At 54.0% G+C, this 16,217-nt stretch carries 14 protein-coding genes; 4 read left to right on the top strand and 10 right to left on the bottom strand.

Annotated features, from left to right (window positions below):
* The first annotated feature begins 61 nt into the window (after positions 1 to 61).
* Positions 62 to 1,510: a MocR-like pyridoxine biosynthesis transcription factor PdxR gene (pdxR, locus tag AC6I8R_RS03095; RefSeq protein ID WP_021185793.1), complete on the top strand. Its 1,449-nt coding sequence runs from the start codon at positions 62 to 64 to the stop codon at positions 1,508 to 1,510.
* Here pdxR and AC6I8R_RS03090 read toward each other — a convergent pair.
* The 4 genes from AC6I8R_RS03090 to AC6I8R_RS03075 all read right to left on the bottom strand — a co-directional run bounded on the left by AC6I8R_RS03090 (position 1,507) and on the right by AC6I8R_RS03075 (position 5,262).
* The gene (locus AC6I8R_RS03090; protein WP_036627485.1) at positions 1,507 to 1,953 is read right to left on the bottom strand and encodes an RcnB family protein; all 447 of its coding nucleotides are present in this window, start codon (positions 1,951 to 1,953) and stop codon (positions 1,507 to 1,509) included. The genes pdxR and AC6I8R_RS03090 overlap by 4 nt on opposite strands.
* Before the next feature lie 166 nt (positions 1,954 to 2,119).
* Positions 2,120 to 3,301: a serine hydrolase domain-containing protein gene (locus AC6I8R_RS03085; protein WP_497831902.1), complete on the bottom strand. Its 1,182-nt coding sequence runs from the start codon at positions 3,299 to 3,301 to the stop codon at positions 2,120 to 2,122.
* 144 nt (positions 3,302 to 3,445) lie between these two features.
* Positions 3,446 to 4,228 (bottom strand): MetQ/NlpA family ABC transporter substrate-binding protein, encoded by a 783-nt coding sequence (locus AC6I8R_RS03080; protein ID WP_021185790.1) that lies wholly within the window; start codon positions 4,226 to 4,228, stop codon positions 3,446 to 3,448.
* Between the two features lie 14 nt (positions 4,229 to 4,242).
* Entirely contained in the window at positions 4,243 to 5,262 is a 1,020-nt protein-coding gene (locus AC6I8R_RS03075; RefSeq protein ID WP_415173076.1) for an isopenicillin N synthase family dioxygenase, read from the bottom strand.
* A 233-nt stretch (positions 5,263 to 5,495) separates the two neighbouring features.
* On the opposite strand from AC6I8R_RS03075, the gene AC6I8R_RS03070 reads away from it, so the two are divergent.
* Positions 5,496 to 6,170, top strand: coding sequence for a YecA/YgfB family protein (locus tag AC6I8R_RS03070; protein WP_415173075.1), 675 nt, complete (start codon positions 5,496 to 5,498; stop codon positions 6,168 to 6,170).
* Between the two features lie 27 nt (positions 6,171 to 6,197).
* Here the strand turns inward: AC6I8R_RS03070 and AC6I8R_RS03065 are convergent, their stop codons facing one another.
* Positions 6,198 to 7,181 (bottom strand): IS110 family RNA-guided transposase, encoded by a 984-nt coding sequence (locus tag AC6I8R_RS03065; protein ID WP_497831835.1) that lies wholly within the window; start codon positions 7,179 to 7,181, stop codon positions 6,198 to 6,200.
* A 244-nt stretch (positions 7,182 to 7,425) separates the two neighbouring features.
* Complete coding sequence (locus AC6I8R_RS03060) at positions 7,426 to 8,475, bottom strand: DUF1176 domain-containing protein (protein WP_415173074.1); 1,050 nt, start codon at positions 8,473 to 8,475, stop codon at positions 7,426 to 7,428.
* Positions 8,476 to 8,703: 228 nt separating this feature from the next.
* On the opposite strand from AC6I8R_RS03060, the gene AC6I8R_RS03055 reads away from it, so the two are divergent.
* The gene (locus AC6I8R_RS03055) at positions 8,704 to 11,937 is read left to right on the top strand and encodes a DEAD/DEAH box helicase (protein WP_497831901.1); all 3,234 of its coding nucleotides are present in this window, start codon (positions 8,704 to 8,706) and stop codon (positions 11,935 to 11,937) included.
* On the opposite strand, the gene AC6I8R_RS03050 is transcribed toward AC6I8R_RS03055, so the two are convergent.
* Complete coding sequence (locus AC6I8R_RS03050; RefSeq protein ID WP_497831900.1) at positions 11,921 to 12,811, bottom strand: LysR family transcriptional regulator; 891 nt, start codon at positions 12,809 to 12,811, stop codon at positions 11,921 to 11,923. The genes AC6I8R_RS03055 and AC6I8R_RS03050 overlap by 17 nt on opposite strands.
* A 90-nt stretch (positions 12,812 to 12,901) precedes the next feature.
* Between AC6I8R_RS03050 and AC6I8R_RS03045 the strand changes: the two genes are divergently transcribed.
* Positions 12,902 to 13,681 (top strand): NAD(P)H-dependent oxidoreductase, encoded by a 780-nt coding sequence (locus AC6I8R_RS03045; protein WP_497831899.1) that lies wholly within the window; start codon positions 12,902 to 12,904, stop codon positions 13,679 to 13,681.
* Here the strand turns inward: AC6I8R_RS03045 and AC6I8R_RS03040 are convergent, their stop codons facing one another.
* The 3 genes from AC6I8R_RS03040 to AC6I8R_RS03030 all read right to left on the bottom strand — a co-directional run bounded on the left by AC6I8R_RS03040 (position 13,682) and on the right by AC6I8R_RS03030 (position 16,015).
* A complete protein-coding gene (locus tag AC6I8R_RS03040; protein ID WP_415173070.1) occupies positions 13,682 to 14,011 on the bottom strand; it encodes a DUF1493 family protein in 330 nt (109 codons plus the stop codon).
* A gap of 107 nt (positions 14,012 to 14,118) precedes the next feature.
* Positions 14,119 to 14,988, bottom strand: a complete 870-nt coding sequence (locus tag AC6I8R_RS03035) for an AraC family transcriptional regulator (RefSeq protein ID WP_021185782.1) — start codon at positions 14,986 to 14,988, stop codon at positions 14,119 to 14,121.
* A 70-nt stretch (positions 14,989 to 15,058) separates the two neighbouring features.
* Positions 15,059 to 16,015 (bottom strand): nickel/cobalt transporter, encoded by a 957-nt coding sequence (locus tag AC6I8R_RS03030; protein ID WP_497831898.1) that lies wholly within the window; start codon positions 16,013 to 16,015, stop codon positions 15,059 to 15,061.
* Between the last annotated feature and the right edge of the window lie 202 nt (positions 16,016 to 16,217).

Below are 16,217 nucleotides of genomic sequence, written 5' to 3'. Positions count from 1 at the left end.
TTTGCTGGCTCTGTAAAAAGCGCCACAATCATGCTTATTGTTAGATCCACGCGAGCACGGCATGAACGACTTCGACCTCAGCACCCTGCTAACGGCACCGCTGGCAAGCCATCACCCTTTGACGCTACAGCAGCAGCTGTTCCAGCGTATCCGGCAGGCGATTCTGGCTGGCAAACTCCCCGCAGGCACCCGACTGCCCGCCACGCGCCAGTTGGCACTTGAACTTCAGGTTTCACGTAATACGGTGATCGCCGTCTGGACACAGCTACAGGCTGAAGGTTTTCTGGTGAGCGATCGCCAGGGTAGCCGCGTCACGCCGGTTGCACAGCTCCCCGCCCCTGCTGCTATGGCAGGACATGACAGCGAGCCACGGCTGGCAACTCGCGTGGCCCAGTTAAATTCATCACACCGTCCGTTCAGTCAGGAAATGGCGCTGAGGCCAGGCGTGCCGGCGCTGTCGCATTTCCCACTCGCCCAGTGGCGACGCGTATTTAATCGCGTGATGCAACATCAGCCTCACCAGTTGCTGGGCTATGGCGATCCGCTTGGGGAAAGTGCATTACGTGAAGCGTTGGCCCAACATCTTGCTCTGGCACGCGGAGTACGCTGCACCCCGGAGCAAATTGTCATCACCGAAGGCGCACAACAGGCGCTGTCATTATGTGTGTTGCTCCTCAGCAATCCGGGTGACATCGGTTGGGTGGAAGAACCGGGCTATCGCGGGGCGAAAGCCGCGATGCGCACGGGAGATCTGCACATCGAGCCTGTCGCTGTAGACACTCACGGGCTGGCACCGCAGCCGCAAGACTGGCAACAACGTCCACCAAGGTTGATTTACACCACACCGACCCATCAGTATCCCACTGGCGTGGTGATGAGTGCGCCACGCCGTCTGGCGTTACTGGCGGCGGCGCGGGAGCATCAGGCGTGGATTATTGAAGATGACTACGACAGTGATTTTCGTTACAGCGGCGAACCCATCGCGGCAATGCAGGGGATGGCGCAGCACGCCCCGGTGATTTACGTGGGTTCATTCAGCAAAACCCTGTTTCCTGCATTGCGTCTGGGTTTTATGGTGCTGCCGCCCCAGTTGTTACCGCGTCTGCGCCCGGCGCTGCATGAAGTGCTGCGCGGCGGTAATCGCCTGGAGCAGCAGGCGCTGGCGGCTTTTCTCCGCAATGGCGATTTCAGTCGTCATCTGAGCAAAATGCGTCGCCTGTACCGACAACGTCAGACCGCATTGCGCAACGCACTCATCCAACAATTGGGTGAAAAGGTTTCATTGCTCGGTGGGGAATGTGGCATGCATTTGGTATTACAGCTCCCACCCGCAATACAGGATATCGCGTTGGCAGACCAACTGATCCAGTCCGGTTGCGCGCCCGGCGCACTGTCAGGGTTTTATCTGGGAGAGCACAAACAGCAAGGACTGGTGCTGGGATACGGTAATACCAGCACCAGTCAAATCAGCAATGCGGTGGCGCAGTTGGCGCGCCTGATTAATCGCTAGCCTTTAAAGAAGATGTCACCGGATTTCGCCATCACGATTTTACCGGTGTCATTGGTGATCAGGATGTAGTTAGCGTTGATATATGCCCAATGGGTATCTTCCTGCGGTGCTGGCAGGTGACGCGGCTGCCATTCGCTAATGATGTAGGATTTACCGCGATACTCATCCGGCACCACATCGCCGACTTTATATTCTTTGTAATCAATCACGATAGTGGTGAGATCGTAGTTATTCGGTGCGACAGGCTGTGCGGCGTTATCCTGCGGTTGCGCCGGGGTTGCCACTACCGGTGCCTGGGCCTGTGCGTCTGGCGCGGTTTGCTCAACCTGCGGCGGCGGTGGCACGTTATCAGTTTGCTCGCCTTCGGCCAGCGCGGCGGGCGTCAGGGTTAACGAGCCCAGAAAAAGTCCTGCAGAAAGAAGTACGGCGTGAGTCCTGCGCATGGTGATGTCCACTCTGGTTAATTATTCAATGTTCAATTTACTGACAATTGCGGCACGCAGAAGGTTCCCCGGTGCGCTTTGCACCGTGTCCTGCGCGTCAAATTTCGCCGGACAGCATACAACAGCCGCCACGCAATTCTGCAAGGCTTAATTGCAAGCAACCGTGTTACTGCCGCACCAAATCCCTCAATAACGCAATGCCAAGGTAATTACTCCAGTTAAACGCGTTTTGCAGCACCACGATGGCATTGCCGTTGGCCTGATCAAACCCGATAAAGCTGGAGTAACCGCCAATATAGCCTACCTGCCAGGTAATGCGCTGATCGCCGTAGCTGTCGGTAACCCAGGCAATATTTTGTGACTGATTACCGTGCTGCTGATAGCCCTGCCCGACCTGGGCAAAAGCCTGATTAATGGCCTCATCAGGCGTGGCGCTGAGATGCGCACCGAGATAGCGGATGAGATCCCGCGCGTTGCTGTACAGGCTCGCCGCGGCCACCATATTGTGACGAAATTGCCAGTCAGGTGTCAGTTGACCTCGCGGAATCAACTTTGGCTGATCGCCAGCATGGCCCAACGCACGGTAAGGGAAATTGTGTAGATGAGAGGCAGCAAAGCTGGTGCTGGTCATGCCCAGCGGAATAAATACATTATGTTGGGCCAGGACTTCGATGCTCTGATGAAAGTGATATTGCAGGATATAGCCAAGCAGGGCGTAACCCAGGTTGGAATATTGTGCCTGTGGATTGCCTGGTGCACGGAAATCCGCCAGATAGTCCAGCACCTCATCGCTATCTAAATTGCCGTAAAAATTCTCGCCGCTGGAGAGGTAGCGCATGAATTTGATAAACATCGACAAATCCATGTCCTGACGTGGCAGGCCCGAGGTGTGCGTCACCAGTTGTAGCAAGGTTATGCGCCTGGCATCAGCGCTGAGTGGCACAGCCGTGGGCAGCAACGTCGCCAGGGTATCCGTCCAGTGCAGCTCGCCACGATTGACTAACTGGATAATCACCTCTGCGGTGATCCCTTTGCTCAGCGATCCCAGCGCAAACAAGGTATCCGGTGTGATGGGATAACGATGCACAGCATCAGTGACGCCATAGCTGTAAAACTGGGGTTCACCACGCTGATGGATAATGGCGATGCTGATGCCGGAGACCTGCTTTTGCTGCATGTAATGCCGCACCATGTCATCGACATTATCCTCGAATGACGCATGCGAAAGGTAAATATTGTCACTGACCGGGGCCGATGTCTGCGAGAGCGTGCCACAGCTACTGAGCAAAAAAACCGCCGTTGCCACCGTTAACAGACGCAAGCAACAGGTGACGATGCCATGTTGCATCACAAAACCCCGGATGTCAGAAAGGAACCACAGTTGATTTAAGTTAAATCAATAAATTAGAACAAAACAGACCGTGAAATATCCGGCGAAATATAACACAGATGGAGGGGAACACCACCCGCCAGATACGGGTGGTGGCAGGAATTATTGGTGCACCGGGATCACCGAACCTTTGTACTGCTGGTTAATAAATTCAGCAGTTTGCTTTGACTCAAGATCTTTCGCCAGTTCCAGAATACGTGGGTCGTGTGCCAGCTTCGGTGTTGTAACCAACACATTGGCATACGGGTTGTCTTTCGCCTGCTCCAGTCCCAGCGCATCCTTTGACGGTACCAGACCTGCCTGCAACGCATAGTTACCGTTAATAATCGCCAGCGTGGCATCATCCAGCGCGCGAGGCAGTTGCGGTGCTTCGATTTCAATAATTTTCAACTGATGCGGGTTATCGCTGATATCCGCGGTGGTGACCAACGAACCGGCACTGCCACTTTTTAGTTTGATTAACCCGTTAGCCTGCAACAGATACAACGCACGACTCAAATTGGTCACGTTGTTGGGTACCGCTACCTGCGCCCCCTGAGGCACATCTTTCAAGGATTTGATTTTGTGCGAATAAATCCCCAATGGCTCGATATGGACCGTTGCCACCACGGCGAACTTCTCGCCCAGCGCCTTTTCCTGGTCACGCAGGTACGGCACATGTTGGAAATAGTTAGCATCAACATCCCCCCGCGCCAGCAGCTCGTTGGCATTCAGGTTGCCGTTCAGTTCAATTACCTGCAAATCGAGCTTTTTATCGGTTTGCTTGATTTGATTGAGAATTTCGCTGTGCGGTACCGGATCGGCAGCCACACGCAGTGCGGCCGCGGAAGCGTAACTGCTCGCCAGAGAAAATAAAGCCAGTGCTGCTATCACTTTTTTGTCCATGAGTTTCCCTTTTCTTATGATTTAACGGTATTGAGTGCATCGGTGTAGTAACGCAGAGCCACGTCACGATGGGATCGCAAACGTCCTTTCAGGTAATTCCAGCCAACGTCACGAATCAGTGGATTTGCCGGATCGCTGGTTGGCCCCGTCGCCTCGGCCGCCAGCGATGCCGGCAATTGATAGAGCGGCACCTGTGCGTCCAGTTGCGCGCCAAGAAAAAAAGCGATGGAAATGCGTTCTTTACGTGCCGGAGGCGAAACCACACGATGCACGGTGGCACGCAAATAGCCATTGGTCGCCAGCTCCAACAGTTCGCCAATATTCACCACGAAAGCGCCAGGTTTCGGTAACGCATCAACCCAATTGCCCGGCGTGACCTCTACCTGCAATCCCCGCTGTTCGTCCTGCAACAAAAAGGTGAGAAAGCCGGAATCCTTATGCGCCCCGACACCCTGCTGGCTCTCATGTGCCGCCTGCCCAGGGTAGCGAATCAGCTTCACATGTTCGTTTGGATGGGTGCCGTAGAGGGCATCAAAGGCATTAGCAGGCAGAGACAGCGAGCGGGCAAATGCACGCAGCAGGCGCAGCGCCACACCGGTCATCTCCTGCTGCCATGCATGGATCACCGGACGCAACTGCGGCAATGCCTCCGGCCACAGATTGGGTCCCTGCAATCGCTTCCATGCCGGATCGCCAGGTTGTAGCGTTAACGCGACACGCTCAGCACCGATATCAAACTGTTCACGCTGATCACGTTGCTCGCGGGTATATTCCACCCCGGCACGGTTGTAACCGCGAAAATGGGGTGAATGGATCATCGACACCCGCTGTTTTTCCGCCTCTGGCAGGGCGAAGAAAGCGCGGGTGATACTCTGAACATTTTGCAGCAGCTGCGCATTGACGCCGTGATTCACCAGGTAAAAGAAACCGACATCGCGTGCCGTTTCGCGTAACTCAGTGAGATGTTCTGCCTGCGCAGCGCCGGGTAACTCCAGCAGCCCTAAGTCCAGTACCGGCAAAGTGCCAACACTCATGATATTTGCGTCCTTAATGCAGCAAGTTCAGTGTTTACGCTGACATTGGTCGCGAATCAGAGCCAATAATGTTGCGAAATATGTTATGGGAAATGATTTTTAGGAAAGGTTCAGCAATGGATAGCTGAAAAGTGGCAATTGATGGCTGAATCCCTCCGCTTCCCGCTATAATCGCGCGTTATCGACGTCGGGCAACGTGCCCGTCAATGAGCACCGATCGCAGGAGATACCGTATGAACCACGGCCCGTTAACCGAAAAAGAGCTGAACTGGCTTGAAGAGATGCTGGAGAAATACGGCACTGAGCACTCCGTGGTGGATGTTGCTGAACTGGATGGCATGCTGACTGCGCTGCTTTCCGGCCCCAATGATATCGAACCAAGCGAGTGGCTGGTGGCGATGTGGGGCGGCCAGAAATACATCCCGAAATGGTCGAGCGAACGTGAAATGGATCGCTTTATGACCCTGACCTTCCAGCATATGAACGATATCGCCGAGCGCCTGAGCGAGTTCCCGGACCAGTTTGATCCGCTGTTCGGCACTCGTGAGATGGAAGGTCAGGAGTTTACCGTGGTGGAAGAGTGGTGTTTTGGCTATATGCGCGGCGTGGCACAGGATGACTGGTCAGCCCTGCCGGAAGCCCAGCAACCGGCACTCGACGCCATTGCCTTACACGGCAGCGAAGAAAATTTTGCCCAACTGGACGGCTTCACCCCGGAAGAGTTTGAAGCCAGTATCGCAGCGATTCGCCCGGCGGCCTTGCAGCTACATGATTACTGGCAGGAGCAGCGCCTGTCACAGCCTGAGCCAGCCCCCCAGGTGCCCTATTTTGCCGGTGAGAAGATTGGACGTAACGATCCCTGTCCGTGCGGCAGCGGCAAAAAATATAAGCAGTGCTGCATGAAATAATACCTGGCGTAGCTACCGTCTTGAACGTCAAGCGGTAGCTGCGTAATTTTCATCCCACTTCATCCGCGTTTTCAGCACCCCGAAGCACTGATGAACCAGCTTGCGCATCACCGCTCCAAGCGCAGCCTTGCTGGCTTTGCCCTTCGCGATTAGCCTCTGGTACAGCGCCTTCGCCGGGGCATTCCACCTGATCGCTACAATCGCCGCCATATACAGTTTCGCCCTTACGTCTGCCGGGCCTGTTTTTGACATCCGTGCACGCCCCCTGACTGAGCTACCGGACGTTTTTTCCACCGGTACCACACCCAGCCACGCAGCGACCTGTGAAGCACTCCGGAACGGACACGAGCGCAGCACCGACAGCATTGTCGTGCCCACCACGCTGCCTATTCCTTTTATCGATTCCAGCAGCTCACGGTCTTCCTTCAGACCCGGATGATTATCTGTGTGGTCTGAGATGAGCGCTTCAATACGCTTCAGCTCGTCCCTGTGGGCTTTCAGGGTTCTCTCCAGCGAGTCAATGATTTCAGGCGCTGTGCGGGTTGAATGGGCCTTTTCCAGTCGGTTCTCCGCCCGCTGGACATCAGCCTGAAGTGAGTCCCGCAGACGCACCAGCTCCCGAAGTTTACGGACCTCCGGGGAGGGGGGCACCCAGGCATCAGGCTGTTTCAGCTCGCCATAACGGGCCAGGATGTAAGCATCAACGGAGTCGTTTTTAGTCAGGATAGCCATTCCACGGGCGAACTCCCTGACCCGCTGAGGATTGCTGATGCAGACTGTGACGGGGGTATTTTCATGAAGACCAAAGGCGACGTTTTCGTGATAAATGCCGGTCGCTTCGAGCACCACCATCACCTGTTCAGGATGGCATTTTTGCCTGATTAACCAGTCATTTATCTCCCGGTCGGCGTCGGGATGATTTTTGAGGGTTTTGGTTTTCTTTTTCCCGTTGCCGGGCAACAGGCAGAGGTCGAGTTTGTTTTTACTGACATCAATACCGAGATAAATCATAAGACAGCTCCCTTTCACATGAACCATCACGCCATCTTGCCTTGTACATACGAAGTCAGAGCTTCTGGTTACCGTTCAGAGTAGATGCTGGCGTGAAAGGAGAAACGGAGGGCTTTAAGCTACGACACAAGATCGAGTCTTAAGCGGCGCGACAAGCTGCCTCCGTTTCGTGTAACGGGTAGCTAACCAGTTACAACTTCAAGATACAAGCGGCGCGATTTATCGCGCATCAGGCAAAACCATCTCATTGCGCTGGCTTCACATTGGTCACCAGCGTGGGCAATTGCCAAGGGCCACCCGCCCGGATAGCACGACACATGCCCGTGGTGGCCTCGCTGGTTTGCTGGAAGTCTTTGCCATCCCACACCCAGGCGGCAGTACTCCAGCAATCACCGATGCCCCGCCCCTTCTGCGCCAGCGAAATCACGCCGTCGTGGTAGTCAGAGGCGGAATCGGTAATCAGTTCGGGTTTTTGCTGTAATCGCTTGTCCATCAACCAAAAGCCATAGCCTTCGTTGTAGGCACCGCGCCAGCACAGTGCGGAGATCAGCACATGCGTTTTATCCACGGGCGTCAGGGTGATTGGCTCAGCCCCCTCTTCTGGCTGGTCATCGGACGGTTGCAAATTATCGCAGCTGTCATCATCGGTCAGCGAGTCAATCAATTGCGGTTTAACCGATGACAACTCCTGGGCAGTGAGCGCGCGCGGCTGGGCTTGCATCACTTTAACCTGCTGAATCACCGGCGCAGCAACCGCGACCAACACGCTACTTTCCGGCTTATCGCCTTTTCTGACCAGCGCTCCTGGCGTGCCGGGACGTCCCTGCGCATCATCCATTTTTAGCAAGGTCGCAAAGGCGCCATTATCCGACAGTTCAAACGGTTCTTCTCCACCACGAAACTCGACCGTGCCGTTGCCTTTCACTGCGCGGATCACCGCCTGTGTCTGGGCCTCCGTTAAACGCCATTCGTCGTTATCGGCTTTCTGCAACTCACCCAGTGAGTTGTCATCGATCCATAACGACAGCATCGCCACGGGTTTCGGCTCATCCTCCATTGCATCTGCCAGCACTACCTCGCCACTTACCGGGGTATTTGCCCCGGCCTGGCGTGTCAGCAGTACCGAACCGCCCGCCCCCTCTTCGGTGCTGTAGCCTGCCGCCCGACAGGTCAGGGTGTTATCACACGCCAGCTCCCAGTCTTTATGGCTGAAGGAAATACCGCTGTCATCAGCCCACAGCGGCGCGGCCATGCTGGCAAACAGCGCGATCGCCAGCAGGTTTCGGGATGTCATACCATCTCTCCATAATGATAAAGGTGGATAGTGTGCGCAGTTTTTCAGGCCGGGAGAAGTGAATTTTTAGCAATATAAGATGGGTCCAATCATAGCCATGAGAACGTCTTCGAATTTCCGACTAAATCCGCAGAAAATTAAGCAACGTTGCTAATCATTGAACAAGTATCATTCAACGCAGTAGTATGTCCAAAACTGCGTACTTTTCCATAAGGACTGCAACTTAACATGGACAGCCATAACTCAAATTCCGCAACGCACCAGGCCATTCATATTCTCGAGTATTGGCACAAAATTGAATTCTTCGAATCGACAGATATTAAAGATCTTGAAGATAATGCCGATGGCGTGTTGCAAATTGAGATGGAAGCCCTGCAATCGCTGACTATCCTCCCGTGGATCAATCCTGAGCAAGTGAGGCGGGCTGGCCACCGCTACTCTCCCACTAAAAAATATCGCTATGAGCTTTTTTTCGGTATTTTTGATCGTCAGGAAATATTCCAACAAGCACAGCAATCCTTTCCGACAATCAGCGATATTGATGTTGAAAAGATTGGCGATGACGGGCGTACTTGCTCGATAAAATGTGTGGTTGATCCGCATGGCGTTATAGACAGCGATAGCTTTGAATTTTCCACCGTGACCTGGGCATTAGGACAATTAAAAAAAGGCAGACTGGATAATCTGCGGTTTGAAAACTATGAACTGAGCACGAAAAAACTTCACGACCGCTTTAAAAGTATTATTACCGTTGCGAATAATATTAAGCAGCAACACAACTTACCTAAAGTTCTGACGACCTTTGAGATTATCGAGTTTTTGCAGGCAATGGCCGAGTGGACATCTTTCCAGCCGCAGATCCAGGTTCCTGCATTATTTATTAAATTAAGAGAAGTGAGGAATCAGCAACAACCTGGGGAAACAATCGATCCCCAACGCCTGCCGGAACTGAGCCAAATAACGCAACAAGCCCTGATAACCGGCAGTCATCATGCCTTATCCGCAGAGGATCGCTCAGGTGACATCAGCATTCTGAACAGTTTTTATCTGCGTGATATTGAGCAGGCGATGACATATATCCGCCAGCATGGGCTGAATGCGGCCTCACCTTTGGGTCGCTATCTGACGGGTGATCGCCAGCGAAAAGCGGATTTGCTGTTACCGGAAGGGCGAGCGCTGCTGGTTGATCATCTGCGGTTAAATAAACTGCCTCCCGGACGCTGGCTGTCCGATGCTCAGCACAATATGAGTCTGATGCAGCAATTTGCCATTAATACGCTTGCAGATGAACTGACGGAAACCGGGCTTTTTTCCGTTAATGGGCCGCCGGGCACCGGGAAAACCACTTTATTACGTGATGTGATTGCCAATAATCTGGTGAAACGCGCTGGCATGCTGGTGAATCTCCACCAGGTTGAAGATGCCTTTTCCTCTAGCATCCCGTTAAGGGTAAATAATGAAACCCGCATGATTCCCTGCCTGCGTGATGAACTTACCGGCTTCGAGATGGTAGTGGTTTCAAGTAACAATACCGCGGTAGAAAATATCTCACGCGAGCTGCCACAAATTAAAAGTCTCGGCGATGACTGGAAAGAGGTTGATTATTTAAAACCCTCAGCACGTAAAGTTGCAGCAACCTCGCGCCATCTCACCCCAGGCGAAAAGCAACAAGGCAAAACATTTGCCATTGATCCGCTGTCAGCGGAAGAAGATTGCTGGGGACTTATCGCGGTCGCGTTGGGGAAACAGAAAAATCGCGAACAATTTAAGGAGCGGGCTTTTACGCAGAGCCATAAATCCGCCATTGCCCCGGCGCCAGCAGATGAATATCGCAATCTTTTCTCTGCCATCAATGGTGCCAATATAACAACCTTCGCAGAAGCGAAGCTCGCCTTTAAGCATGCCGAAAAGCACTATCAGGATATTTTGCGCGATCTTCAGTTGCTTGAAACACAAAATGATCGGCGCAACGCCCACCAGCAACAGCTGCGCAAGCGGGAAAAATTAAACCTGCGTCTTTACCAACTTCAGGCCGTCATCGCTAAACGCGCTTTACGTATTCCTGGCTGGTGGACATTACGTATTGAAAAAATTTGTCGGGAAAAAGCCATTTGTGCGGGATTACATCGTCGCCTGGTCGCCACGCAGGCAACGCTAAATCTTGAAGAACAACGGGCAAAACAGCTGCTTGCAGAACTGGAAGCCGCGCAGCAGCATTGCGACGAGCTACAGCGGCAGTACCCGGATGTGATGTTTGCTGGCGCGGATACCGATATCGAAGCGGAACAGGTGCAGCGCAGCGCGTTTGGTCAGGGTGCAGCGTTAAATGCCGCGCGCAGTCAGTTGATGGCATGCGCACTGGACCTGCATCAGGCCTGGCTGAAAGCGTCTTACCGTAAGTGCAATTTAAAAGAGGTTTTGTTCTCGTTAAGTGATGCAATCAATGGCAGCATCACCGATCGACGAGCAAGCCTGGCGCTCTGGCAGCTGTTATTTATGATTGTGCCGGTGGTGTCATCCACCTTTGCTTCGGTCCATCGACAGTTTAAACATTTCAGCTTCGCAGAGATTGGCTGGCTATTTATTGATGAAGCAGGACAGGCAACGCCACAACAGGCCGCTGGTGCGCTGTGGCGAGCCAGACGGGCCGTGGTGGTTGGCGATCCACTGCAAATCGAGCCCGTGTTTACTATCCCGCCGGCATTTGTCGAAACCCTCGCCGAACGCGCCTTTGGCGCTGAGTGGCTTGAATGGTCGCCAACCACCCAATCGGTGCAAAATCTGGCTGACCGCGTCAACCCTTATGGTACTGCGCAAATCGCGAAGAATAACTGGCTTGGCAGCCCGTTACGTGTCCATCGACGTTGCGATGAACCGATGTTTAGCATTGCGAATGCCATTGCGTATAACAACAAAATGCTGCATGGCCGCGATCAACGCTGGCCCAGGGACAGTAGCGTTTGGGGAGCCAGTCGCTGGCTGGACATTGGCGGCGAGGTTCAGGGAAAACACTATGTGCCTGCCCAGGGACAGCGGGTGCTGCAAATGGTGACATCATGGTTAGACGCTCATGACAATCTGCCGGATGTGTATGTCATTTCGCCCTTCCGCCAGGTTAAAAACCAATTGAAATCGTTGCTCCGTGCCGAACTTGGTCACGTAGAAGGGATTAAACGCTGGTTAGATGACCGGGTGGGAACGGTACATACCTTCCAGGGGAAAGAAGAGAAAAATGTGATTATCGTGCTCGGACTGGATGCCCGTACCCGGGGAGCCGCTAAATGGGCTTCCGCCAAACCTAACCTGCTTAATGTCGCGGTGACCCGCGCACAAAAACGCGTCTATATCATTGGCAGCAAAAACATTTGGGCGAGCTGTCCCGGATTTCAGGTTGCCGACGAGAAATTAGGCGCAATGGCAGCCAAAAATCCGCCAGAGTACGAGGTTACACTGCGGCCATAATCTGTTGCCTTAACCACTGATGGGCCGGATCGCGCTGCATACGTTCGTGCCACATCATTAAAATATCAAAGCCCGGCACATCAAGCGGCGGCTCGATAACCTGCAATTGCGTTGAGCGGCGTACCAGCCGCTCCGGCAGCACCGCGACCATGTCGCTGCTCGCCAACACTTCCAGCATAAAAAGAAAATGTGGCACCGATAACACCACGCGCCGCGCGCGTCCGATCCTGGCCAGCGCGCTGTCGGTGGCGGCGCTGAATCCGCCACCGTCCGGCGAGACGATGAGATGTTCCAGCTGACAGAACGTATCCAGCGTCAGGCCCGGATGTAAATGCGGATGACCAATACGTCCGGCCAGCATGTAACGCTCACTGAACAATTTGCGCTGATGCAACGTATCAGGGGCGCGATCGCCAGTATGGAAAATCAAATCCAGTTCGGCTTTCTCCAGTTGCTGCGCCACCAGCGGCGGATTAAGACCAAACACCGCCACACGGCAATCCGGTGCTGCGACCCGCAACGTCCCGATCACCGGCAGCATGATCGCCGAGGACATGTAATCGGTGGCGGCGATACGCCAGGTCAGGTTTGCCTTATCAGGTTCAAAAGCCTGCGGAGGGGCAATCGCCCGTTGCAGCGACTCCAATGCCAGCCGTAGCGGCTCGCGCAGCGCTTCCGCCCGTGACGTCGGCAACATACCACGCGGTCCAGGCAGCAACAGCGGATCGTTAAAGATGCTGCGCAGCCGCGCCAGTTGCGCACTCACCGAGGGTTGCGACAGATTGAGGCGCTGTGCCGCTCGCGTCACATTCAGTTCGGCCAGCAGCACATCGAGTGTGAGGAGTAGATTTAAATCCAGCGCTCCGATATTCACCGTGTCTATACCTTAGATATCAGCAATTGATTTCTACTATATCCAGCCATGACGTAGCCTGCATCCACTTTGTTCTCACAGGATTACACCATGAATGTATTGATTGTCTTCGCTCACCCGGAAGCCCATTCACTGAACGGATCGTTAAAAGATTTCAGTGTACAGCAGCTAAAAAACGCCGGGCATCAGGTGCAGGTGTCAGATCTCTATGCCATGAACTGGAAAGCGCAACTGGATGCTGCGGATACGCAGGCTCCGCTGGTGGGGGAGTATTTTCATGCTTCGCTGGATTCCCGGTTCGCCTATGAACATCAGCAACAGGCGGCGGATATCACCGCAGAACAGGAAAAATTGCGCTGGGCCGATGCGGTGATTTTCCAGTTCCCACTGTGGTGGTTCTCCATGCCCGCCATCATGAAAGGCTGGTTTGACCGCGTCTATGCCTGTGGCTTCGCTTATGGCGTGGGTGAACATAACGAAAGCCGCTGGGGAGAACGCTACGGTGAAGGTAACCTGGCGGGTAAACGGGCGATGCTGGTGGTCACCACTGGCGGCTGGGAATCACATTACAGCCCGCGTGGCATCAATGGTCCCATCGACGATCTGTTGTTCCCCATCCAGCATGGCATGTTGTTCTATCCGGGCTTTAGCGTGCTGCCACCGGTGGTGTTGTATCAGGTGCAGAAAGCGGCGGATGCGCGTTTCGCCAGCTGGTGCGATACGCTGGCTACCCGACTGGATACCTTAGCGACCTGCGAACCGATTGCGTTTCGGCGGCAAAATGGTGGCGATTATGTCATCCCGGCGCTGACGCTCAGGGAGGACATTGCGCCAGGGGAAAGCGGGTTTGGCGTGCATCAGAAACGCTAATTATTCATACAACCAGCGCCTGGCCTTAGCCGATTCAATCAACATACCCAACGTGAAATCCGGCACCACCGGCACCTGGCGTTTATTAAAAGGATTAAGGATTTCGCCCAGCGATGGTTCAGGTGGGTAGTAGGTTTCGATAGTAAAGGTGCCACGCGCCACATTGAACTCGGAGAAAAACTCCTCCATCAGCGCGGCCGCCTCATCGGCGTCAAAATTGAGATCGCTATCGATATCAATCTGCGGCGACAGCGTTTTTTGCTTAAACAGATAAACGCCATCATAACGACGGACAAGTTCATAGATGCGCTGCTCGATATCATCTGACATATCGTCTCTCTCTTGCACGATTCTGATGGGTCGGGCGGCTATTCTGCCACGATATGGGCGCGCTGTGTCGAGAAACTCCCGCCAGCAAACGCTGTCGGGAGTTTCTGCTATTTCAATGGCAGATAGATGTCAGTGATCAGTTGGTGTTCCGGCACATCGTGAATAAAGTTCTGATAATGAAAGAACAGTGGAAAATCTCGCAGCTCCTCACCGTTGGCTGGCAGCCAGTCGCTATAAAGCCTGCGCGCGCTTGCGGCAATGGCATCATGCGAACCATGATGACGCAGCAGCGCACAGCGACCGGCGGGGATAAGCGCATTGACCACACCAAACGCATTGTCTTCCGGGATCGGGGCTGTTATCGAGCCGCAGATATCAAAGCGGAATATCTCTGCGGGGGTGCTGGCCGGGTCATGGTGGGCAATGCCAAATGTCTGACTGCTGACAATCGGTGATAACCCGGTAGTTTTGCGCCAGCTGATAAAACGCGCCGCCGTCTCCATAATGCGTTCGGGCTGGCCATAATGTGACAACATCGCCACCTGGGTGGCGGGAAAATTGATGATAGTGACCGGCATCGTTTCTCTCCGTTTGGTCTGTAACTGCGGCATACGCTGGTGCCAACTGACCCAGGCGGGCTGCTGACGAAATTCGCTCGGCGTCATCGCAAACATCTGCTTGAACGCACGACTGAACGACTCCGCATGCTGAAAGCCTGCATCCAGCGCAATATCGATAATCTTCTCGGACGGATTGAATGCCAGCCGGTATGACGCACGTTTCAGACGCATCAACTGAATGTAGCGCCCCGGCGCGACACCGCAGTAACCGGTAAATTGCCGGTGGAAATGGTAGGGCGAAAAATGGGCGACTTCGCTCAGTTGTTCCAGCAACAGCGGATCATCAAGGTGTTGATCGATATAATCAAACACCTTGTTAAAGCGCTGGTGGTAAACCTCAGTTTTGTTGACGGGCATGGCATTCTCCTTGCCATTAACTATGCCTGAGCGGTGGCGCGTTTGGCCTGACGGATCTTGCTGAGTTTGGTTAGCACCCGGCGGCGATATAATCCCCGTTGGCGCTGACCGGGATAACGGTGAGGAACAGCACGGTGGCAAAAAGGATGATAATCACACCGCCCGCGATCCGTACCGCCGGAATCAACCAGCGATAGTTTTCGTTGTCACGACTGAAGAAGGTCACGGTACGATGGCGCGCATAACGCACCGCCAGCGACAACCCCAGGATGGACAGTGCCGTCCCCAATGACATCGTCATCACAGCGGCGATCCCCCAACTGACAATCCCCAGCGTATTGGAAAACAGCAGAATCATAATCGCACCGCTGCATGGCCGCGCGCCAATTGCCAGTACCACGCCGAGGCGGGTTTTCCAGTCTGCGTGGGTTAAATCCGCGCCAACACCGTGATGCCCACAGCCGCATTGTTCCGGGTGCTGATGCAGCGGTTTGATCGTGCTGATGGCTATTTTTCGTGGTCGCTGCTGGTACAACGTCTGCCAGATAACAAACGCACCCAACGCGCCAATCAGCAGCGCGCTGACTTTTTCCACATACCAACGGCTGGTACTGAGATCGCCAGCCGCCAGGTTAAAACCGACAGCCAGGATATAGACAAACAAAATGGCACAGATGCCCTGCATCAGGCTGCCAAGAAACGGCACCACGCGCGCCGCAAGCTGGCTTTCTTTGTTGGTGCTGAGATAGGTGGTGACGATAAATTTGCCATGCCCCGGCCCGATAGCGTGCAGCACACCGTAAATAAATGCGCCGCCTAACAACCATATCCCACCGGTGTAATCGTGGCTGTTGAGTTGCAGCAGGTACGTCACCAGCCTACGGTGCAACGAGATTTGCGTGGCGAGACTCCATTGCAGGAATGCGGGCCAGTGGGTGTAGAGCGTGGTGGCGACGAGCAGCAAGGACAGGGTGAGGAGTGCTGCGATGGGGATGCGCCAGTCACGGGTGAGGGAGCGAGTTAACATGCGGTGGCCTGGGTGGTGGGTGTAGGGGATATGGTGGGAATGCTAGTGGGTGTTGGGGGGGAATGCTACGACATTCGGTTGAATGGATTTCAGACACAAAAAAAGCCGCCCTTGAGCGACTTAATTTCTTCATCAATCATTGGTACCGAAGGCATGACTCTCAAGATAAATCAGTTATTTCACCCCCGCTTCGAGTTAACAC

The sequence above is a fragment of the Pantoea sp. X-Soil-OKNW-713 genome (genome assembly GCF_059730685.1).
Note: the sequence above shows the minus strand (reverse complement) of the source record. Positions and strands in the feature narration are given on the sequence as shown.